This is a genomic window from Paenibacillus sp. 7516, from assembly GCF_002272715.1.
Taxonomy (GTDB): domain Bacteria; phylum Bacillota; class Bacilli; order Paenibacillales; family Paenibacillaceae; genus Paenibacillus; species Paenibacillus illinoisensis_A.
Genome location: NZ_NPBI01000024.1, coordinates 137400 through 158303 on the forward strand (window position 1 = coordinate 137400; position 20904 = coordinate 158303).

The window sequence follows — 20904 nt, forward strand, 5'->3', positions numbered from 1 at the left end:
TGAATATGTCAAAAGCGGGTGCAATCACAGCAACCTCCGCCTTACACCTTCTGGAGCAATATCGGGAGGGGACGTCCTTTTTCTGGTCTTCACCGCAACATACCTTGCTCGCTCAGGGCGAACGACTGAGGTTTCCTGTCTCCGCTGTTCAGCAGCAGGTGGAATCTGATTCCTCAGGAAACATCGATCATGCGCATGGTAACCACGTGGAAGGAGTACATTTTGTTATTGAACAGGTTCGTAAAATGATTCAGGAAGCGCAGCAAACGGGCCTTCGGAAACCAATTGTGGTGGGAGCGATACCTTTTGATCCAAGTCAGTCCACTGCCGAGCTGTTGATCCCGGAAACGGTGCAATGGGCAGAACCTCCAAGCCATGCTGTGAACGGATCATACGAGAGACGCCCGGCGGCTACTGGCTGTGAGATTGAGGAAGTGCCTGGGGCCGAGACGTATCAACAAAGTGTTACTCATGTGCTGAGGCAGATGGAGCAGGGAGAACTCGACAAAGTTGTGTTATCCCGCACACTACGTGTGGTCTCAGATGATCTTGTGGACACACATCAGCTTCTGCGTAATTTGTTCAGGGATAATGCACACGGGTATACGTTTGCGGTTCCCATGAGGAAAGTTTGCGAAACGGAAAGTACTATAACAACGACATATCGCGACGATAATGAAGTGAATTACCAAGGAACACGTACGTTTATTGGAGCAAGTCCGGAGCTGTTGGTGACTCGAAAAGGCACCATCATACGGGCGAATCCGCTGGCTGGCTCCGCTGCTCGTAGTGATGACCCTGCTGAGGATCGCCGCCGCGCAGAGGCGCTGCTGGCTTCAGCCAAAGATCGGCATGAGCATGCTGTCGTTATTGATGCTGTTGCTGCTGCACTCCGACCTCTTTGCAAACAACTGATCGTTCCGGCAGAGCCCTCCTTGATCCAGACAAGCACGATGTGGCATCTGTCTACCGAGATTCATGGAGAATTGCTGGATAGAGATGTTTCGTCATTGGAGGTGGCCTTTGCTCTCCATCCGACCCCTGCTATCTGCGGCACGCCTGTAATAACGGCCAGAGAGGCCATTGGGTCACAGGAACCGTTTGATCGCGGACTGTTTACCGGCATGGTTGGCTGGTGCGACAGCGAGGGTGACGGGGAATGGGCTGTGACCATTCGCTGTGCAGAAGTGGAGGGCAATGAACTTCGATTATTTGCTGGGGCAGGCATCGTAGCGGGCTCCACACCGGAAGCGGAACTGGCCGAGACCTCCGCCAAATTCAGGACGATGCTGCTTGCCATGGGTCTGGACTCCACCGTATCCCGTTTGAAGGAGGAATAAAAGAGATGCTGCCAGGATATCAGGCTTGGCCTGAAGAGTTTGCAGAGCTTTATCGTCAGGAAGGTTGCTGGGAAGGCATTACATTTGGAGAAATGCTCCAGCAGCGTGCGGATGTATATGGCAATCGTACTGCCATTATTAGCGGTGAAGAGCAATTAACCTATGCAGAGTTGGATACACGAGTCGACCGGTTGGCAGCAGGATTGTATGCCAAGGGAATACGGCAATATGACCGCGTTATTGTTCAGCTGCCGAATATACCGGCTTTTGTTGAAGTGATCTTTGCCCTGTTCCGTCTGGGAGCACTGCCGGTGTTTGCACTGCCTTTGCATCGGAAAAGTGAAATCGAGTACTTCGCCCAATTCTCTGAGGCTGTTGCTTATCTGATCCCGGATCAGGATGGAGGATTCGATTACCGCAAACTTGCGGCAGAAGTGCAGGCTGGGGTGCCGAGCCTTAGACATATCATCGTGGCAGGAGAAGCCGGTCCATTTACTTCGCTTGAGGATCTGTATATTGATCCCGTTCAGCTGCAGGATGATCAACCAGTCTCTTCGGATGTAGCCTTTCTTCAGTTGTCTGGTGGAAGCACCGGACGGTCCAAGATGATTCCACGCACCCATGATGACTATATCTACAGTCTGCGGAGAAGCGTCGAGGTCTGCGGACTCAGCCCGGAAAGTGTATACCTGGCTGTTCTGCCTGTAGCGCATAATTACCCTCTGAGTTCACCAGGAGTACTAGGCACACTCTATGCAGGAGGTACGGTTGTGCTGTCACGGGGGGCAAGCCCCGATGAAGCTTTCCCGCTCATGAAGGAGCATCAGGTGACCATCACAGCGCTGGTACCGCCGCTCGCCCTGATCTGGCTGAACGCGGCCGCTGCAAGAGGAACCAAGCTGACATCCCTGAAGGTTCTCCAGGTTGGTGGAGCCAAATTCAGTGCGGAGGTGGCTGGACGCGTCAGACCTGTCCTGGGCTGCACACTGCAGCAAGTCTTTGGCATGGCCGAGGGGCTAGTGAATTACACTCGTTTGGATGATCCCGAGCATATCATTATTAACACACAGGGCAAACCGATGTCCCCGTATGACGAGGTAAGGATTGTGGATGACGAGGACATTGAAGTGGAATTGGGGCAATCCGGGCATCTGTTGACCCGGGGCCCCTATACCATTCGCGGATATTACAAGGCCGAAGAACATAACACGAAATCCTTCACCACAGACGGGTTCTATCGTACAGGAGATATTGCGAGCTTAACACCTGAGGGTTACCTCATTGTGGAGGGCCGGGCGAAGGATCAGATCAACCGTGGTGGCGACAAGGTGGCTGCCGAGGAAGTGGAGAACCATCTGCTGTCCCATCCGGCTGTTCATGATGCAGCACTGGTGTCCATGCCGGATGAGTATTTAGGCGAGCGCTCCTGTGCGTTTATTGTACCCAGCGGCGAGACTCCGGCTGCTGCCGAAATCAAGTCCTATCTGCGCAGTCGCGGCCTGGCGAGCTACAAAATCCCGGATCGGGTTGAGTTTGTCCACTCTTTTCCCAAGACGGGTGTGGGCAAGGTTAGCAAAAAGGCACTGCGCGACATGCTGACGATGAAGCAGCCCATATAACGACCATGATGCAGGGCTACGTTGAAACGGTATGAAATAAATAACGCTGAAAAGAGGGATATGGATGGCACTTCCAGTTATTAAGTCATATGCAATGCCTGCAGAGTCGGAGCTTCCGGTCAATAAGGTAGCGTGGACACCGGATGCGAAGCGTGCAGTACTACTCATTCACGATATGCAGCAATATTTCGTGGATGCTTTTACGGCCGGGGAATCGCCTTTAGTGGAGCTGATTGATCATATTGGACAACTTCGTGCAAAGTGTCATGAACTGGACATACCCGTGGTGTATTCTGCCCAGCCGGGTGGACAGACGCCGGAACAGCGCGGACTGCAGCTGGACTTCTGGGGAGCGGGCATTAATGGGGGACCTACGCAAAAGCAAATCATTGAACCACTGACACCTGCTCCTCAGGATACGTTTATGACCAAATGGCGATACAGCGCCTTCCAGAAGACGGATCTGCTTGAATTGATGCAGAAGCAGGGACGGGATCAGCTGATCGTATGCGGCATCTATGCTCATATTGGTTGTCTGATGACCTCCTGTGAGGCGTTTATGAACGACATTCAGGCGTTCCTGGTAGCCGATGCAGTAGCCGATTTTTCAGCCGAGAAGCACCGTATGGCTCTTACCTATGCGTCCGAGCGCTGCGCAGTAACGCTAACCACCGGGCGATTGCTTGAATCGCTCGATGTCTCTGCTAAAGGAAGCGATTCGATCGGGGCAAGCTTCTCGGAGGCAAGATCACACACTGCTGCAGCGATGGAGTCTGCTGAGACGAGTACTGGCAGCGGTGCTCAGGCGAGACTGGACGCGCTGCGAGTACAGGTCGCCGAACTGCTGCAGGAGCAACCATCCCAGATTGGGGAGCATGATGACCTCATTGAGATCTGGGGGCTCGATTCCATACGTATGATGAGCCTGGCGGAGCGTTTTCGGGTGGAAGGAACAGAGGTAACCTTTGTCGATCTGGCCGAGCAGCCTACGCTAGCCGCGTGGGCGGTGCTGTTGAGTGCACAGCCTCATAGGGTCATGCCAAACGGAGATTACTTTTGAACGGGGCGGTGAACTTGTCGCAGCGTCGGAATGGAACGTGGCCCATGTCGGCTGCCCAGTCCGGGATCTGGTTTGCTCATCAATTGAATCCGGACAACCCCATGTACAATACAGGCGAATACGTGGTTATTCACGGGCATGTTGATGTACAACAGTTTGAACAGAGTGTTCGTCAAACCGTCGAGGAGGCCGAAACCTTAAACATGGTTTATGGTGAAAATGAACACGGCCCTTACCAGACCCTCAACCAGGAAGGCGATCATTGGACGTTTCATATACTGGATGTTCGCGGCGAACAGGATCCCCATGCGGCCGCTTTGGCCTGGATGCACCAGGATCTCGCCAGCCCCGTCAACCTTGCAACAGGACCGGTATTTACAGAAGCCCTGTTCCAAGTGAGCGAAGGGCGCTACTACTGGTACCAGCGCGTGCATCATATTGCAATTGACGGATACGGCGTATCGCTAATTACCCGTAGGGTAGCAAGTCTGTATACTGCCAGGGTTAAGGGTGGATCAGGTGAGAGTGTCATAGAAACACGAGCATTTGGCCCGCTGTCCTCTGTCATTCAGGAGGATGAGGCTTATCATGAGTCTGCTGCAAGGGAGCAGGATCGCACGTTTTGGCTGGAACGTTATGCTGATGAACCGGACGTCGTAAGTTTGGGCGAAAAGGCTTCGCGCACAGCGGACCATTTTCTGCGGCAGAGGTTTGAACTTGCACAGTCCGATCGGGATCGCCTTCAGGATGCGGCGGCCCGGTACGGGGTGACCTGGCCTGATCTGTTTATTGCAGCAGCAGCCATTTATGTGCATCGGATCACCGGCACGCGAGATGTGATACTGGCTTTGCCTGTCATGTGCAGGCTGGGATCGATAGCCTTGCGTGTGCCAGGCATGGTTATGAACGTGCTTCCGCTGCGCTTGAAAGTTGAGTCTGATATGCGTGTATCTGCCCTGGCCGAACAGATTGTGCGGGAGATCCGGGCTGTTCGCAAGCATCAACGTTACCGTCACCAGGATCTGCGGCGTGATCTGAAGCTGCTGGGGGAGAATCGCCGACTATTTGGGCCGATGATCAATGTCATGCCATTCCATCATGAGCTGAATTTCGCGGGTCAGCTCGGGATGATCCATAACTTGTCTACGGGTCCGGTCGATGACCTGTCCATCCATGTCGTGGACCAAGGGCACGGTCATGGACTTCGGATTGACTTTGATGCCAATCCATCCGTCTACAGTGAATCGGATTTGCTGAGCCATCAGCTCCGTTATATGCAGCTGTTGAACCTAATGATGCAGGAAGGAATGGAAGAGCAGTACGTAGGTCAAATGGAAGTGCTGTTACCTGAAGAACGTGACCGGGTCCTGAACGGGTGGAATCAGACACAGCACAAGGCTCCTGAGCGGAACTCGGCGGCCATGTTCGAACAGCAGGTTCGGCGTACCCCGTCTGTCATGGCCGCAACGTTTGAGGCTGAATCTCTGACATATGCCGAGCTTAACGAGCGTTCAAACCGTCTTGCTCACGAGTTGATCCAGCACTACAAGGTGGGACCGGAGCAGATTGTAGCCATTGCTATGCCGCGATCTCTGGAGGTCGTGGTTGCCATTCTGGCTGTTCATAAGACGGGAGCAGCTTACCTTCCGCTGGACCCGGATTACCCTGAAGAGAGACTAACCTACATGCTTGAGGATGCGAGACCGGCATGTCTGATTACGGTGAAGCACAATCTGTCCCATTTGCAGCACATGTCCGATGTCCCCATGTTGGCCTTGGATGAACCGAAGGTTGCGGCGAGAATAGGCCGTCAGTCCGGAAGCAATCCCGAACCAGAGGATCTCACAAAAGCTGCCTCGCAGCTGAATCCCTCTTATATCATCTATACCTCCGGATCAACAGGTAAACCGAAGGGGGTTGCCGTTACCCATCTCGGCCTGTCCAATTTGCTTGAAGATATGAAGCTGAGACTGAAGGTCGGTCCGCAGGATCGCTGGTTATCGGTCACGACAATTGCTTTTGACATTTCTGTTCTTGAGGTATTCCTGCCTCTTACGACCGGAGCAAGGCTGGATATAGCCCGCAAAGAGACTATTCTTGATTCGGTGGCTCTGGCTGGACAGATGAGACGGCAGGGAACAACGATTATGCAAGCTACGCCAACGTTATGGCAGTCTTTGGTGACCAGCAAGCCTGGGACATTTGACGGTTTGACGGTCATTACCGGCGGTGAAGCCCTCTCTGAGGAATTGAAGCTTTCCTTGCAGGAGATGGGATGTCACGTTCATAACCAGTATGGGCCGACAGAGACCACGATTTATTCAACGGCTGCTGCCATGGTGGCTGAATCAACGGGTAAACCCTCTATTGGCGGACCGGTTCGAAATACGCAGCTATACGTGCTGGATGGGAGTCTGAATCCAGTTCCTCCGGGTATTGTCGGAGAATTATATATCGCGGGAGATGGGCTGGCACGAGGTTATCTGGGAAGACCCGACCTGACCGCCGAGCGGTTTGTTGCGAATCCCTTCGGACAAGCAGGCAGCCGCATGTATCGTACAGGAGACTTGGCGAAGTGGCTGCCTGACGGATCGATTGACTATTTGGGCAGGGCAGACCACCAGATCAAAATCAGAGGATTCCGCATCGAATTGGGTGAGATTGAATCGGTCATTTCCAGCTATCCGGGCGTAGCCCAGGTTACGGTTATGGCACGCGAGGATCAACCAGGGAATCCGCGTCTGGCCGCATATGTCGTTGCAGCCTCCGAATACACGTCAGGCCTGGATCTGTCGCTGCTTCGGGCACATGTGGCGGAGGAACTGCCGGATTACATGGTGCCAGCTGCCTTCATGACCCTTGCCGAAATGCCGCTGACCCCCAATAAAAAGATCGACCGCAAGCAGCTGCCTGTCCCTTCCGTGCTGTCCCATGCCAGCGGACGTGAGGCCAGAACCCCTCAGGAGGAGTTGCTGTGCAGTTTATTCGCTGAGATTCTGGGTGTCGCTCGTGTAGGGATCGACGATGATTTCTTCGAACTTGGTGGTCATTCCCTGCTTGCAGGCCGTATAACAGCCCGGATTCGGGATGTGTTTGGAGCAGAGCTGAGCATTGGCAGTGTATTCGAGTTACCAACGGCAGCAGGCCTCGCCAAGAGATTAGATCAGGTGGGGTCAGTCCGACCAGTAATAGAGCCTGCTGCCCGTCATGGTGAGATTCCTCTCTCTTTTGCTCAGCGGCGGCTCTGGTTCCTGTATTGTCTGGAAGGACCGAGTCCTACGTACAATATTCCGCTTGTGGTGCGGTTAACGGGCAAACTTGATATTCCTGCGCTTCAAGCCGCCGTTCAGGACATTGTTGATCGCCATGAGACGTTGAGAACGTTATATCCGCCAGAGTTTGGTTCTGCAAGCCAGACCATTCTGGATGCCGAAGAGTTTCGTGTGAAATTACATGTAAGATACGCTGCAGTGGATGAGCTGGGGGAGCTTCTGACCGAAGCTTCCCGGTACAGCTTCGAGCTCTCAAGCGAGCCGGGTATCCGTACGGAGCTGTTTACATCCGGTCCGGACGAGCATGTTCTGTTGTTACTGCTTCATCATATAGCTGGAGATGGTTGGTCCCTGTCGCCTTTGATGCGGGACTTGTCCCAAGCATACAGGGCACGTGTTCAGGGGGCGGCGCCTTCATGGAAACCTCTGCGCGTTCAATATGCCGATTACGCGGTGTGGCAGGATCGACTGCTTGGTGACGAAGAGCAGCCGGACAGCCTGATTGCAAGGCAGCTGGACTTCTGGAGCCATCAACTGGAAGGCTTGCCGGAACAAGTGACGTTTCCAGCCGATTATCCGCGTCCGGTGGTCTCCAGCTACCGGGGTGGAACGATTCCTTTTACCATTAGTCCGAAACTGCATGAACAGCTCTTGGCTGTGGCGCGGGAGAACAAGGTCAGTCTCTTCATGGTTTTGCATGCCGTATTGACGGTACTGCTTACACGCATGGGAGCGGGTACGGATATTGCGATGGGGACCCCGATTGCCGGCAGGATCGACGATGCACTGGACGAAGTGGTGGGCATGTTCATCAATACCCTTGTGCTGCGTACAGACACTTCCGGGGATCCGACGTTCCGGGAACTGCTGGCACGTGTGCGGGAAGTGGATTTGGCTGCTTACGAACATCAGGATCTGCCTTTTGAGCGTTTGGTTGAAGTGCTGAATCCGTCCAGGTCCCGCTCCAAGCATCCACTCTTTCAGGTGATGCTGGTCCTGCAAAATACGCCAGACGTTCAGCTGGATCTGCCAGGTGTGGTATCCCAAACGAGTATGCAGGGCGTGGGTTCCTCCAAATTCGATCTGACTGTGGAGCTCACGGAACAACGTGAACAGAATGGCTCACCGGCGGGAGTCGAGGGCGTGCTGGAGTACAGTACGGATCTTTTCCGGGAATCAACGGCAGCAGAGCTTGTGGTCCGATTGATCCAGGTGCTGGAGGATGCCGTCCAGCAAACGGATGAACACATTAGCTGCTTTAACGTGGTAACTCCCAAGGAACGTGCGCTCTTGGAGCAGCAGTGCTTTGCCGCAGGGGATGATGCTTCTTTACCTGGAATGACCATTGCTGAACGCTTTGAAGTTCAGGTAGCGGCTACCCCCGATGCACCGGCTGTGAGCTTGGGAGACACGGTCATTAACTATCAAGAGCTCAATGCAAGAGCCAACAGGCTGGCAAGATTGTTGATTGCAGAAGGTGTGGGCCCAGAGCAGATGGTTGCTCTTGCACTGCCACGTTCCACTGAGATGGTGGTCGGTATTCTGGGTGTGTTAAAAGCAGGGGCGGCCTATCTTCCGCTTGATCCGAATTATCCATCAGACCGATTGACGCATATGCTGACAGACGCAGCTCCGGGCGTGATGATTACAAACGAGGAAGTAGCTTCCCTGCTGCCTCAGCTGGAATCCGTACAATGGTTGAATCTGGACGACTCTCAAACCATTCAGCGGTTGTCTGCTCAGGATGAACGAAATCCCGCAGATGGTGAGCGCAATGGACACGTATCTCCTCTCAGTCCGGCTTACATGATCTATACCTCGGGTTCCACAGGCAAACCAAAGGGAGTGGTTATTCCCCATGCCAATGTGATCCGGTTATTTGAGGCTACACAGCACTGGTTCCAATTTAATGCGAGTGATGTATGGACGTTATTCCATTCTTACGCCTTTGACTTCTCGGTCTGGGAGATCTGGGGACCACTGCTGCATGGGGGCCGGCTGGTCGTTGTGCCGCATGAGATTAGTCGCTCTCCAGGTGCCTTCCTGCAGCTGCTGGCAGAGCAAGAGGTAACGGTGTTGAATCAGACGCCGTCAGCATTCTACCAGCTGATGCAGGCAGATCGGGAGCATCCGGAGTGGGGGCAGAAGCTTGGACTCCGCTACGTGATCTTTGGAGGAGAGGCATTGGAGCTCGGTCGGTTGGAGGGTTGGTATGAGCGTCATCCAGATGATGCACCCAAACTGATTAATATGTATGGCATTACAGAGACCACCGTCCATGTCAGCTATCAGGAATTGCATGAAGGCAGTGCCGCAGAAGGAGCCAGCAGCTGGATCGGCTGTGCCATTCCGGATCTGCGCGTATACGTGCTGGATGATCATCTCCAGCCTGTGCCTGCAGGTGTGACAGGTGAGATGTATGTGGCCGGAGCAGGCCTTGCCCGCGGGTATTGGGGCAGACCGGATCTTACGGCAGAGCGTTTCGTCGCAGATCCATACGGTCCGGCAGGAACACGCATGTACCGAACGGGAGATTTGGCCAAAAGACTTCATGATGGGTCACTTGATTACTTGGGCCGGGCGGATCAGCAGGTGAAAATACGCGGTTTCCGCATCGAACTTGGCGAGATCGAAGCGGTGCTGGCCAGACATCCCGAGGTTGCACAAGCTGCGGTCATCGTCCGCGAAGACCAGCCGGGAGATAAACGCCTCGTGGCGTATATTGTGCCAAACTCGAAGAGGGGTTCCGGACCAGAATCGGCTATCCTTCGTCGTCATGCTTCAGCAAGTCTGCCTGACTACATGGTTCCGTCAGCGGTGGTCACCATGGAGGCTATACCACTCACGGCCAACGGCAAGCTGGACCGCAAAGCTTTGCCTGTACCGGAAATGCAGCTGACTTCCGGTGGCCGGGCACCGCGTAATCCGCAAGAGCAGATTTTGTGTGATCTGTTTGCCGAAGTGCTGGGATTGCGAAGTGTCAGTATCGATGATGGGTTCTTTGACCTTGGTGGACATTCCCTGCTCGCTGTTCGTTTGATGAGCCGAATCCGGGAGGCCATGGGCAAGGAACCGGGGATTGGCATTTTGTTTGAAACGGCAACGGTTGCCGGGCTGGCCGAACGGCTTGAAATGGATTCGGATACGGGAACAGGTTCGCTGCAAGTGCTGCTGCCTCTCCGGACTCACGGAGCCCACCTTCCGCTGTTCTGTGTTCATCCTGCCGGAGGATTAAGCTGGTGTTATGCAGGATTGATGAAACATCTGGGTATGGAATACCCGATTTACGGATTGCAGGCCCGCGGCATTGCCCAGTACGAGGATCTTCCGGCTACGCTGGAGGACATGACGGCAGATTATATCCGTCATATTCGCTCCGTACAGCCTGAGGGACCTTACCGATTGCTGGGCTGGTCCCTTGGAGGCAATGTTGCTCAAGCCATGGCTGTACAGCTTCAGTCGGAAGGGGAAGAGGTGGAGTTGCTCGCCATGCTGGATGCCTATCCGAGTCATTATCTTCCGATTCGCGGGGAACCGGATGAGGAAGAGGCGCTGACCGCCTTGCTTGCCCTTGGTGGATATGATCCGGACAGTATTGGGGAAGGTCCGCTGGATATGGAAGCAGCCATGCGTATTCTGCGCAGTGAAGGAAGTGCGCTGGCCAGTCTGGATGAGGAGACGATCATGAAACTGCGGAAAACGTATGAAAATTCCGTGCGGATTCTGGGGGCTTACACGCCTTCCCGATTCGAAGGGGATCTGATTTTCTTCCGTTCTACCGTGATTCCGGACTGGTTTGACCCCATTGAACCAGAGATGTGGAATGCCTATATTGGAGGCCAAATGGAAAGGCATGATATTGCCTGCCGCCACAAGGATCTCTGCCAGCCTGGACCACTGGCTGAAATATGCCAGACGCTGACGGCCAAGCTGGAGATGCTGAATCAGCGCCAAGTTCATCTTAAATAGGAGGATAAGCCGATGAGCAACCCTTTTGAACAGGAAGACAGCAATTATCTGGTATTAATTAATGAGGAAGGGCAGTATTCGCTCTGGCCTGCATCCATTCCAGTCCCTGCAGGCTGGACCCAGATGCTGGGCAAGGCAAAACGCCGGGTGTGTCTTGATTACATTGCGGAGCAGTGGACGGACCTGAAGCCACTAAGCCTCTGTGATGAAACGGGGATGCCCGGTGTGGTTCAAGAGGCTGGCGGATGAGACTCCGGCTGCATTCCAAGGCCATTGTCAGTATAAATAAATATCAAAAATCCCTGGCTTGTTTGCCAGGGATTTTGGTGTTTCTACATATTTACTATTAAGTATCTACAAGTTGAATCTAGAAAAAACGGTATTGCTAAGCTTCTTTCAAAGGATAGATTATGCTGCTGGGGCAACAATTTGAGTTCTCTCAAGAACGGCTTGAGATTCAGCATTTGCAGGGCGGTAGCCTTTTTCGAGCAATTCTTTAATATAAATTTTGTTGTAGACGAACGAGAATACGATTCCGCTAACCCAAGCCCCGATACCAAAAGTGAAGGCTCCGATAGCTGCAGCGATTAAAAACATAATAACAGCCCATTTCAAATCACCACGGAACAGAGCAGGGAGAAACCCGAAAAAGAATGTTGTCCAACTGAAACCAACTTTACGTTTTTGGTTACACCTGCACTGTTTTGCAAAAAGATATGCATTTGTCCACTTCCTTCTAAAATAATGAATCGGAGAGAGAATCGGGGATCGACAAAAGTATGTAAGGTATAATCTAGTTATAAAAGCCTGATCTGTTTTTCCTATTTCTCGTCCAAGTGGTTCTATAGTACCATTAATTGGACATGATGTAATCATTTTTTTTGAAAATTTATGTTTTAAAAGGTGAAAATAAAAAAAGAAGGAAGGAATGAAAATTCCCTCCTTCACCGTATTAATGAATATAACTCCTCAATAGTAATCACATCAGGCTGTGTTGGCAGTTCCATTGCGGCGGAACCGGTGGCTGCCAGCATATGCCCCTCATCCAGACGCTGGCTGAGGAATTGATACGTCGGTGCTTCGGGACAATACCAGAGTCCGTCCATGCCACGCAGCATGGAAAAGGAGTCTAGCGGCATGGATAACCCCATACCAATGGCCTTGATATAACTTTCTTTCAGCGTCCACAGCCGATAAAAGGTTTCCAGCTGCTGTTCTGCGGGCTCTGCTGCCAGAATTCGGCTCTCCAACGGAGAGAAGAAACGTTCGGCAATCGTCATGTCGATGGGGGATATTTTCTCTACATCCACACCGAGTGGAGCGTGACCTCCTGAAATTACTGCAACCCAATCACCGGAATGGGATACATTGAAGGGCAGGTCCGGGTGGCTGATAAGTGAAGGCTTACCGTATGTATTGCGGATAAAGGCAAGCTCACCCGGTCTCGCACCAGTCCACTTGCCCAATGTCACACGAGCCAGCACCTCCCCAAGCACCGAACGATAGGCATCGGCCTGATGGACAAAACGTGACGCTTGCTGCCGCCGCTCAGCCGAGACGTGCGCGAGGAGCGAATGCCAAACTTCATTGGGGATTTCTGCAGGAATGCGCAGAACTTGAATGTTTATCATCATTTATCACCTGACGAGATATTCGGCATGCTCAGCAGAATTCCCTTTATATTCCTTCGTACTCCCAATGAGTTATCGCCTGCTTTTACACCTGTTGCGTTCTCTTCCACTCCTCATGCCCAGCTCGAATGCGTTCCCACATCTTCACGCGCTCCAGTTCACTGTAGCGTACCAACGGTTCATGAAAGACTTCGTCCAACAACTCTCTCCAATCGGTATAGCTCTGTATTTCGGTTTTATGAATGCCTTCTGCGGTATGGGTTCGCAGCATGCATCCACGCAGCTCGTTGCTGGCCACAGCATCCCTCTGGCGAAGCAGGAAAACATTATGCCATGGTGATTCGGCCGATTGACTGTAGAAATGATGTTTGGGGATAAACTCATCGAGGGTAAGGAGCACCTCCGGAGCATAGTCTACGCCCTCACTGGGTCCATGAGGTTCGTATTCAAGCCGCCATCCCTCAGAAGCAACGCTGGATGAGGTTAAGTTGTAGGTGAAAGGTGCCTCTCCATAAACCTCATAACGAAGTGGCAAAGGCTCGAAGGGCATGCCACCCAGGCCAACATCGACGATCCAGCGTTCGGTCTCAGGTCCAGCTTCAGGTAGGAGTACGGACAGCCCAAGATGGAACGAATTCACACGCGGCTGCTCGCCATGGGGCTGCACTCCCGCGCGATGCCACTGTACTTCATAGCCGAGAGAACGAAGCAGGACACTGAATGCGCCATTGAGATGGAAACAGTACCCGCTGCGTCCTTGCAGGACAAGTCGGACTGAATTGGCAAGATCGATTGCTTCAGGGCGACCTGTAAAGATATCTATCGTTTGCCATGAAAGGTATTGTACATGTGCACGATGAAGTTCTGACAAAAATTCCAATGTTGGCGGTTTAATATCATCAATGTGGATTCGTTTCAGATAGGACTTCAGTTCTGAATCTGTCAATGTGTTCAAGCGGAATCACCTCAAATCGATTAGTCGGCCATTTTTAAAGGAAGCGAAATAGCCATGATTTTATTGTAGAAGTGACAAGTGAAAATGGATACTCACGTTTACTCGGATTGTACCGGTACAATTGAGACAGCATCTATATCGTGGAGGATGAAATTCTTTTTTCGGGGGTATGTTAACCGTTTGGAGTGGATATAGGTTAGAATATAGATAGAAAGCAGGATTAGGAGATGGAAAAATGGCTAATGATGAAGTAATTTTGACACAGGAAGGCTTGGAAAAGCTGGAGGACGAGCTGAGGGAATTGAAGACGGTGAAGCGTAAAGAATTGGCTGAGCGTCTGAAGCTTGCGATCAGTTACGGTGACCTGAAGGAAAATAGTGAGTATCATTCAGCCAAAGATGATCAGGCATTTATGGAAACCCGCATTTTGATTCTGGAGAAGATGCTGACCAAGGCAAGAGTGATTAGTTCGGATAATATCGACTCCAACAAGGTGAGCATTGGCTCAATCGTGCTGCTGAATGATATTGAATTTGCAGAAAAGATTGAATATCAACTGGTTGGCCCAGCTGAGGCCGATGTAGCGAATAACAAAATTTCCTACGAAAGCCCACTTGGCAAGGAGATTATGGGCAAGGAAGTAGGCAGCGTCATTCATGTCAATGCACCGATGGGTGTTATCAAATATGAGTTGCTTGAGATCAGATCGAACTAACTACAGATCAAATAAGGGTTACGTTGCTGCCAGGGGGTGGCGAGCGTAATCCTTTTTTGTAACCAAAAACAGTCATTTGGAAGGTTATCGGAAGTCTTCATGATGTGTAATATAATGCAAGGGGTTGGAGTGTCTGAATTTATCCCATACTGAAATGTAGGGGAATATTCAATAAAAATAACCTTTCTCTCGAATGTAAATAAATAACATTTCGATAAATTTCGATTTTCGAATGACCTGACACGAGGAGTGTTATATAATTACGGGAAAACTTTAAAGTGATGGAGTAGATACGATGAATTTTAGTAAGCCAAACCTGGAGCAAGACAATACCGGCAAAGGTGAGCGCTTCTCACGCGCCGGGTTTATCCTAGCCGCCATCGGTAGTTCGGTTGGTCTGGGTAACATGTGGAAATTCCCTTATATTACAGGGGAAAATGGGGGAGCTGCGTTTTTCCTGCTCTTCATCGTCTGTCTATTGCTGATTGGTCTGCCCGTTCTGCTTGCAGAGCTTGCCATCGGACGCAGTGGCAGAGGCAGCGCCGCTACGGCATTTATCAAGGCTGGTGGACATAAGGGCTGGCTTGCGGCAGGTTTACTGCAAGTACTGACACCGTTTATCATTCTTTCCTTCTACGTTATTATTGCAGGGTGGACGCTGCACTATGCTGTGACCACGTTTAGCGGTAGGTTGTTCGACAATCCGGATTATGCCGGGCAGTTTGGTTCCTTTGTAGGCGGATATCTGCCGATCATGTGGCAACTGCTTGCAGTATTGATTACGGGCTGGATCGTAGCCAAAGGGGTTTCCAACGGGATCGAGAAATTCAACAAGGTCCTGATCCCAGCCATGCTGGTTCTGCTCATTATCCTGATGATTCGGGCAGTGACTCTGCCTGGAGCCGGTGCGGGAGTTTCCTTTTTCCTGAATCCCGATTTCTCGCAGCTTACGACTGAATCAGCGCTGGTTGCACTTGGACATGCCTTTTTCTCCCTGTCGCTCGGGATGGGTATCCTGGTGACTTATGGTTCCTATGTAGATAAAAATCAATCGCTGGGTGCGGCAACTGTCGCTGTCGGCGCGGGTGACCTGATCTATGCATTTATTGCCGGTTTAATCATCTTCCCAACGACATTTTCGTTTGGAATTGCACCGGACCAAGGACCTTCACTTATTTTCGTGGCTCTTCCAGCTGCGTTCTCGGCTATGCCGCTCGGATTCCTGTTTGGTGGACTGTTCTTCATCCTGCTGGCAATCGCAGCACTGACATCAGCCGTATCCTTGCTTGAAGTTCCGGTGAAATACTTCATGGAACGGTTGTCCTGGAGCAGAAACCGTGCCGTATGGGTGATCTCGCTGGCTGTTTTCATCGTTGGCTTGCCTTCCGTACTGTCGCTGGGCTTGCTGCCTGAATGGACCATTGGTTCGAAAAGTGTGTTCGACTGGATGGACTTTGTAGCGTCCAACATTCTGCTGCCTATCGGCGGATTGCTTGTGACGATCTTTGCGGGTTACTTCTGGAAAAAGGCTGCCGAGGCTTCAGGCCTGAATGCAGGCTGGTTCCGGATTTGGTTGTTCATGCTGCGTTATGTAGCACCCATTCTTGTCGTTCTCGTGCTGCTGCACACATCCGGTATCATTCACTTCTAACCGTGAAGACCGGGTAAGAGGAAACGATGTGCATTGTGCAGATTTGCCATAGCTAAAACCTCTTGGAAGAAATGCAAAAGCCCTTGTGTTCCCTCGATAATTTTGGGACAATACAGAGTAGAGGTTTTTTGGTAGGACCGATAAGCCATATGCTTTTTGCGAAAAGAGGACTATACAATGAACAAATCATCCATTTATGGATTAACATTAGAGCAACTTCGTTCCTGGTTACCGGAGCATGGGCAAAAGAAATCCCGTGCTTCCCGGATCTGGGAATGGTTATATCAAGAGCGCGCACATGATTTTCCCGAGATGAACGATGTGCGTCAGGAATGTCTGGATGTTCTCTCTGAACACTTCACGATGAACTCGATGAGTGAACACGTGAAGCAGGAGTCGGCAGACGGTACGGTGAAGTTTCTGCTGCGTATGCAGGACGGCAACCTGATTGAGACGGTATTGATGCGTCAAAAATACGGTCTAACTGTCTGCGTAACGACCCAAGTGGGCTGTAATATTGGCTGCAGCTTCTGCGCGAGCGGATTGATTAAGAAAAGTCGTGACCTGTCCGCAGGAGAGATTGTGGAACAGATCATGCATGTACAGCGGCACCTGGATGCAGCGGGTCAAGGCGAGCGAGTAACCAACGTTGTCGTGATGGGGATTGGTGAACCGTTTGATAATTTCGAGAACATGAGTAATTTCATCGAAGTGATCAAGGATCGTAAGGGGCTGGCCCTTGCTGCCAAACGTATCACTGTATCCACAAGTGGACTGCCTGACAAGATTAAGGAATTTGCAGACAGCAGTTTGCAGGTTAATCTGGCGATCTCCTTGCATGCACCGAATAACGAACTGCGTACACACATCATGAAGATCAACCGGGCCTTCCCGATTGAACAGCTGATGGATGCAGTGGATTATTATTTGGCGACCACGAACAAACGCATCATGTTTGAATATATTTTGCTTCGGGATGTTAACGATCAACGGGAGCATGCAGCCGAGCTGGCTGAACTGTTGTCCAGCCGTAAGAGCATGGTCAGCGTCAATCTGATTCCATACAATCCGGTTGATGAGCATAGTCAATATCAGCGGAGTACGGAAGAATCGATTCTGGGCTTCTATGACACACTTAAGAAAAATAACATCAACTCCACGGTACGTATGGAACACGGTACTGACATCGATGCTGCCTGCGGTCAACTGCGCAGTAAACAGATGAAAAATAATGCCGCTGAATCACAGCCAGACCGTCTAGCGATGGGGTAACTACCCTTGAGATGATTGGTGCGGCATCGTTATAGTGCACGTAGGCAAAACGCCTCCGTATCTCACTGAAAAAGTGAGTACAGAGGCGTTTTTTAATATCTATTGGAGCTGTTTGGTCATTAACAGATGGGGAATGCCATCTTCCATAAACACATCGGAGGCTGCGGCATATCCAAGACGTTCGTAGAACCCCGAAGCTTGAACCTGCGCATGCAGTTTGGCCTTCTTCAGCCCTTGATCCAGAGCCATTTGCTCGAGTTTATCGATCAGCACCCGGCCGAGGCCATGTTTGCGATAATTCATCATCACACAGATCCGTTCCAGCTTGGCGACATTCTCGACAATACGCAATCTGGAGGAAGCGGCGGGTACACCGTCCACGTAGAGGAGAATATGACGGGCTTCAGTGCCGAGCGCATCATAGGCGTCGAATTCATCTTCGGCAGGAACCCCTTGCTCTTCTACAAAGATCGCGGTACGAATGGCGAAGCAGGCATCGAGTAGTTCCTGATTATCAACTTCTACAATAGTGGTATTCATGAATGTTTCTCCTTTGGCCGATAGTAATGTCATTCTGGCATGGTAAACTGATACAAAAGCAAAATGGGATCCTCAAAAGAAGCAAAATTTCATCGTTCACTTTTAAGATGAGTTAATTTTAGTTATATCACTAGTTATGTTGCGAATGCAACAAAATGATAAGGGGGTGTGCGTACAATGACTGAGAAAAAAGAAGTGCTGCGCGAGATCGGCATGATCGCACGTTGTTTGGATTCCATCAGCAATGTTGAATTTCAACATTTGAACCTCTCTCGTGGACAGTATTTGTATCTGTATCGCATATGCGAGAACCCTGGCATCATTCCTAACCAGCTGGCTGAGATGATCAAGGTGGACCGCACCACGGCAGCCAGAGCAATCAGCAAGTTGGAGGCGGACGGGTTTATCGTCAAGAAGTCGGCATTGGGTAATAAAAAGAACAAGCAATTATATCCAACAGAGGCCGGACTGGATGCCTGGGCTTTTATTCAAAAAGAGGGAGTGCACTCCGACCAGGTTACGCTGGAGGGACTGACAGAGGAAGAGATTGAGCTGGCGGTCAGCCTTCTGCGGCGGATGCGTCATAATATCGAAGTGGATTGGAAGTTTGTCAAAAAAGGCGGCCGCCGGGCCTACATGAACGAGTCCGAATGAGCAGAGCCCCTATCCTTGATCCCTACATCCCAGACCATAGCCGAGCTTATTTCAAGGAAAAGAATCAACATTCCACAGGATTAATCGCACAGGAGGCAATCATGAAGAGCATCAAGCGTAGAAGACTGACGTGGCTGTTGGCAATATCCATTATTGCAGTCAGTATTGTAGCCTGGTCGTTTCTGTACATGAAGGGGAGGTTTGTGATGAACGAGGTGTCCCCGACGGTGGCATTTGTCCAGAACCATATGACCAATCCGAATGGCACGCTGGCTTCCTATTTGCAGGATGCTAAATCAGAGCAGGCAGACATTGTTGCCGGCAGGGAGGCGTTGTCGGAATCACTTGGTTTGTGGATGCAATATGCGGTGGTTAAGAACAATCAGTCATTGTTTGAACAGAGCTATGGTCTGCTGACGACTTATTTTCTAATGCCTCAAAAGTATGTTGCCTGGAAACTGGACAAGGAAGGCAAGTCCCACGTAACGACGAATGCACTTGGTGATGATTTTCGAATTATAGACGCCTTATTGAAGGCTGCGGATCAATGGGAACAGGGCAGAGATGAGAAGTTGACCACGGCTGCCGAGATCTCCCGTACTTTGAGCCAATCTGTACAGAATGAAGGATACTTTGTCGATTTTCATGACTTTACAGGCGGGTATTCCCCCGATACGTTGAGCTTGGTATATGTGGACTTGCCGGCGCTCGAGCAGATGGAAGAGCACGAGATGCTGCAGCCTGGGACATACGCCAAGTATGAGAATTTGCTTCAAAACATGCCCGATGACGGAGTGTTCTATCCCAAAACATTCAACGTTGTAACCAAGGAGTATACATATGATGACAAGGTAAACCTTATCGATCAGCTCATCATAGCGAACCACCTAGCCAACACCAGTCGGAAACCGGACAAACTGATTTCTTTTTTGAAAAAGGAATTTGAAACCCGTCATCAGCTGCCCGGACAGTATGTTCGTAACAATCGTGTACCGGCAGTAAACTATGAATCGCCTTCCGTATATGGACTCGCCATCTTGCTTGCCTTGCGCTCCGGTGATCCCAAATGGGCCAAACAGCTGTATAACCATATGATCACGATGCGTGGTCAGGATGTGGCTTATCCGGGAGGATATGTGTTTAATGGGAACACCCATATGTTTGATAATCTGTTCCCTTTGCTTGGAGAGACTGAATTACAGAAGTTCCTTAAACAGTAATAGATTTGTATTCTTATTTGGGTATAGATATGGTAGGATACCATTGTCTAATGATGTCATAAATTGGCGGATTACTAGAAGACATAACTTAAACCATCGGAGAGAAGGAAACTATGAGAAACAAAGCACCTATCCAACGTATCGCATGGGGATATGCCAGTCTGATTGGATTAGCTGTTATTCAGCAGCTCGTCATTTATCTCAAAATCTACATGAATCAGAGTTTTACCACGCTTGATGTCATTTTCAGCATTGTGTCGCTTGGCGCGCTGGTCCTTGGTTTTGTGATACCTGTCGGAGTGTCTGTTGTTGCCGGGTTTGTATACCTGGTTTCTTATTTTGTATGGCTTGTGACCTACGCGAACGTGGATGTACTGACGTTCTCATGGTGGCTGTTGATCCCAGCCAATGTGGCAGTTGCTGCCTTCATTAAAGCAAGTCTGGTTCGAAGCGCACGTGTGATGGAGCGGCTGCAGGAACTGCAGGACCGCAATCCGGAGCTTGATCTGGATACCACCCTCGGCAATAAGGAAGCCCTCGCAGATACGGTTATCAAGCAGAGTAACCTGGCAAGAAGATACTCGGAGCAGTATGGATTCAGCATGGCCATGTTCAAGATTGAATTTCTGCCGCTGGTCCTTGAATCACTCGGATCCGTCCGGTATGCGCAATTTCTGCTTGAGCTATCGAACACCATTCAGAAGCAAATTCGGTTCGAAGATTATAAATTTTTTGTAGACCGGGGACGGTTCGTCATTATCTGTCCGATGACCAATGTGGAATATTTGCCTGTGCTCACAGCACGGATCAAAAAGGCCATGATGGATCTGCCATTTATCGATAAAAAGGGAAACGAGCTGCAGACGGTTATTCGCTCCGGGGCACTCGTTTTTCAGAAGGAACAGTTCAGTAAGTACGAGGATATCGATGCTGTAATTGCTGCACTAGAACGGAATACAGAGACAGATCTCATTGGAGAATACATCTAGATGCAGGAGGAGGCATA

At 50.8% G+C, this 20904-nt stretch carries 15 protein-coding genes; 11 read left to right on the forward strand and 4 right to left on the reverse strand.

Features of this window, described 5'->3' with window-relative positions; all coding sequences use genetic code 11:
* Nucleotides 1–5 precede the first annotated feature (5 nt).
* The 5 genes from dhbC to CHI14_RS20265 all read left to right on the forward strand — a co-directional run bounded on the left by dhbC (nucleotide 6) and on the right by CHI14_RS20265 (nucleotide 11509).
* The gene (gene dhbC, locus CHI14_RS20245; protein ID WP_095290715.1) at nucleotides 6–1340 is read left to right on the forward strand and encodes an isochorismate synthase DhbC; all 1335 of its coding nucleotides are present in this window, start codon (nucleotides 6–8) and stop codon (nucleotides 1338–1340) included.
* 5 nt (nucleotides 1341–1345) lie between these two features.
* Nucleotides 1346–2959: a (2,3-dihydroxybenzoyl)adenylate synthase gene (locus CHI14_RS20250; protein ID WP_095290717.1), complete on the forward strand. Its 1614-nt coding sequence runs from the start codon at nucleotides 1346–1348 to the stop codon at nucleotides 2957–2959.
* A 64-nt stretch (nucleotides 2960–3023) separates the two neighbouring features.
* Nucleotides 3024–4019, forward strand: a complete 996-nt coding sequence (locus tag CHI14_RS20255) for an isochorismatase family protein (RefSeq protein WP_095290718.1) — start codon at nucleotides 3024–3026, stop codon at nucleotides 4017–4019.
* A 44-nt stretch (nucleotides 4020–4063) separates the two neighbouring features.
* Nucleotides 4064–11260: an amino acid adenylation domain-containing protein gene (locus CHI14_RS20260; protein WP_095291251.1), complete on the forward strand. Its 7197-nt coding sequence runs from the start codon at nucleotides 4064–4066 to the stop codon at nucleotides 11258–11260.
* Nucleotides 11261–11272: 12 nt separating this feature from the next.
* Entirely contained in the window at nucleotides 11273–11509 is a 237-nt protein-coding gene (locus CHI14_RS20265) for an MbtH family protein (protein WP_095290719.1), read from the forward strand.
* A 159-nt stretch (nucleotides 11510–11668) separates the two neighbouring features.
* On the opposite strand, the gene CHI14_RS30760 is transcribed toward CHI14_RS20265, so the two are convergent.
* From CHI14_RS30760 to CHI14_RS20280, 3 genes are all read right to left on the reverse strand, one after another.
* A complete protein-coding gene (locus tag CHI14_RS30760; protein WP_349290389.1) occupies nucleotides 11669–12208 on the reverse strand; it encodes a hypothetical protein in 540 nt (179 codons plus the stop codon).
* Nucleotides 12205–12891, reverse strand: coding sequence for a 4'-phosphopantetheinyl transferase family protein (locus CHI14_RS20275; protein WP_170948202.1), 687 nt, complete (start codon nucleotides 12889–12891; stop codon nucleotides 12205–12207). Before CHI14_RS20275 ends, CHI14_RS30760 begins: the two co-directional genes overlap by 4 nt.
* 85 nt (nucleotides 12892–12976) lie before the next feature.
* Entirely contained in the window at nucleotides 12977–13846 is an 870-nt protein-coding gene (locus CHI14_RS20280) for an arylamine N-acetyltransferase family protein (RefSeq protein WP_095290721.1), read from the reverse strand.
* Between the two features lie 235 nt (nucleotides 13847–14081).
* On the opposite strand from CHI14_RS20280, the gene greA reads away from it, so the two are divergent.
* The 3 genes from greA (at nucleotide 14082) to rlmN (ending at nucleotide 17484) form a co-directional block, all read left to right on the forward strand.
* Nucleotides 14082–14561 carry a transcription elongation factor GreA gene (gene greA / locus CHI14_RS20285; protein ID WP_095290722.1) on the forward strand — a complete coding sequence of 160 codons (480 nt, stop codon included), beginning with the start codon at nucleotides 14082–14084 and terminating at the stop codon, nucleotides 14559–14561.
* A gap of 295 nt (nucleotides 14562–14856) precedes the next feature.
* Nucleotides 14857–16212: a sodium-dependent transporter gene (locus CHI14_RS20290; protein ID WP_095290723.1), complete on the forward strand. Its 1356-nt coding sequence runs from the start codon at nucleotides 14857–14859 to the stop codon at nucleotides 16210–16212.
* 177 nt (nucleotides 16213–16389) lie between these two features.
* Entirely contained in the window at nucleotides 16390–17484 is a 1095-nt protein-coding gene (gene rlmN, locus CHI14_RS20295; protein ID WP_095290724.1) for a dual-specificity RNA methyltransferase RlmN, read from the forward strand.
* A gap of 99 nt (nucleotides 17485–17583) precedes the next feature.
* Here the strand turns inward: rlmN and CHI14_RS20300 are convergent, their stop codons facing one another.
* Entirely contained in the window at nucleotides 17584–18024 is a 441-nt protein-coding gene (locus tag CHI14_RS20300; RefSeq protein WP_095290725.1) for a GNAT family N-acetyltransferase, read from the reverse strand.
* 177 nt (nucleotides 18025–18201) lie between these two features.
* Here CHI14_RS20300 and CHI14_RS20305 point away from each other — a divergent pair, with 177 nt between their 5' ends.
* From CHI14_RS20305 to CHI14_RS20315, 3 genes are all read left to right on the forward strand, one after another.
* On the forward strand, nucleotides 18202–18678 hold the full coding sequence (locus CHI14_RS20305; protein ID WP_095290726.1) for a MarR family winged helix-turn-helix transcriptional regulator: 477 nt from the start codon (nucleotides 18202–18204) through the stop codon (nucleotides 18676–18678).
* A 101-nt stretch (nucleotides 18679–18779) separates the two neighbouring features.
* Entirely contained in the window at nucleotides 18780–19898 is a 1119-nt protein-coding gene (locus CHI14_RS20310; protein WP_095290727.1) for a glycosyl hydrolase family 8, read from the forward strand.
* A 113-nt stretch (nucleotides 19899–20011) separates the two neighbouring features.
* Entirely contained in the window at nucleotides 20012–20887 is an 876-nt protein-coding gene (locus CHI14_RS20315; protein WP_095290728.1) for a diguanylate cyclase domain-containing protein, read from the forward strand.
* The last annotated feature ends 17 nt before the right edge of the window (nucleotides 20888–20904 follow it).

What these genes read in the sequence shown, in the direction of transcription:
- dhbC (WP_095290715.1), top strand. Translation starts at nt 6, where the DNA reads ATGTCAAAAGCGGGTGCAATCACAGCAACCTCCGCCTTACACCTTCTG.
- CHI14_RS20250 (WP_095290717.1), top strand. Translation starts at nt 1,346, where the DNA reads ATGCTGCCAGGATATCAGGCTTGGCCTGAAGAGTTTGCAGAGCTTTAT.
- CHI14_RS20255 (WP_095290718.1), top strand. Translation starts at nt 3,024, where the DNA reads ATGGCACTTCCAGTTATTAAGTCATATGCAATGCCTGCAGAGTCGGAG.
- CHI14_RS20260 (WP_095291251.1), top strand. Translation starts at nt 4,064, where the DNA reads ATGTCGGCTGCCCAGTCCGGGATCTGGTTTGCTCATCAATTGAATCCG.
- CHI14_RS20265 (WP_095290719.1), top strand. Translation starts at nt 11,273, where the DNA reads ATGAGCAACCCTTTTGAACAGGAAGACAGCAATTATCTGGTATTAATT.
- CHI14_RS20275 (WP_170948202.1), bottom strand. Translation starts at nt 12,891, where the DNA reads ATGATAAACATTCAAGTTCTGCGCATTCCTGCAGAAATCCCCAATGAA.
- greA (WP_095290722.1), top strand. Translation starts at nt 14,082, where the DNA reads ATGGCTAATGATGAAGTAATTTTGACACAGGAAGGCTTGGAAAAGCTG.
- CHI14_RS20290 (WP_095290723.1), top strand. Translation starts at nt 14,857, where the DNA reads ATGAATTTTAGTAAGCCAAACCTGGAGCAAGACAATACCGGCAAAGGT.
- rlmN (WP_095290724.1), top strand. Translation starts at nt 16,390, where the DNA reads ATGAACAAATCATCCATTTATGGATTAACATTAGAGCAACTTCGTTCC.
- CHI14_RS20300 (WP_095290725.1), bottom strand. Translation starts at nt 18,024, where the DNA reads ATGAATACCACTATTGTAGAAGTTGATAATCAGGAACTACTCGATGCC.
- CHI14_RS20305 (WP_095290726.1), top strand. Translation starts at nt 18,202, where the DNA reads ATGACTGAGAAAAAAGAAGTGCTGCGCGAGATCGGCATGATCGCACGT.
- CHI14_RS20310 (WP_095290727.1), top strand. Translation starts at nt 18,780, where the DNA reads ATGAAGAGCATCAAGCGTAGAAGACTGACGTGGCTGTTGGCAATATCC.
- CHI14_RS20315 (WP_095290728.1), top strand. Translation starts at nt 20,012, where the DNA reads ATGAGAAACAAAGCACCTATCCAACGTATCGCATGGGGATATGCCAGT.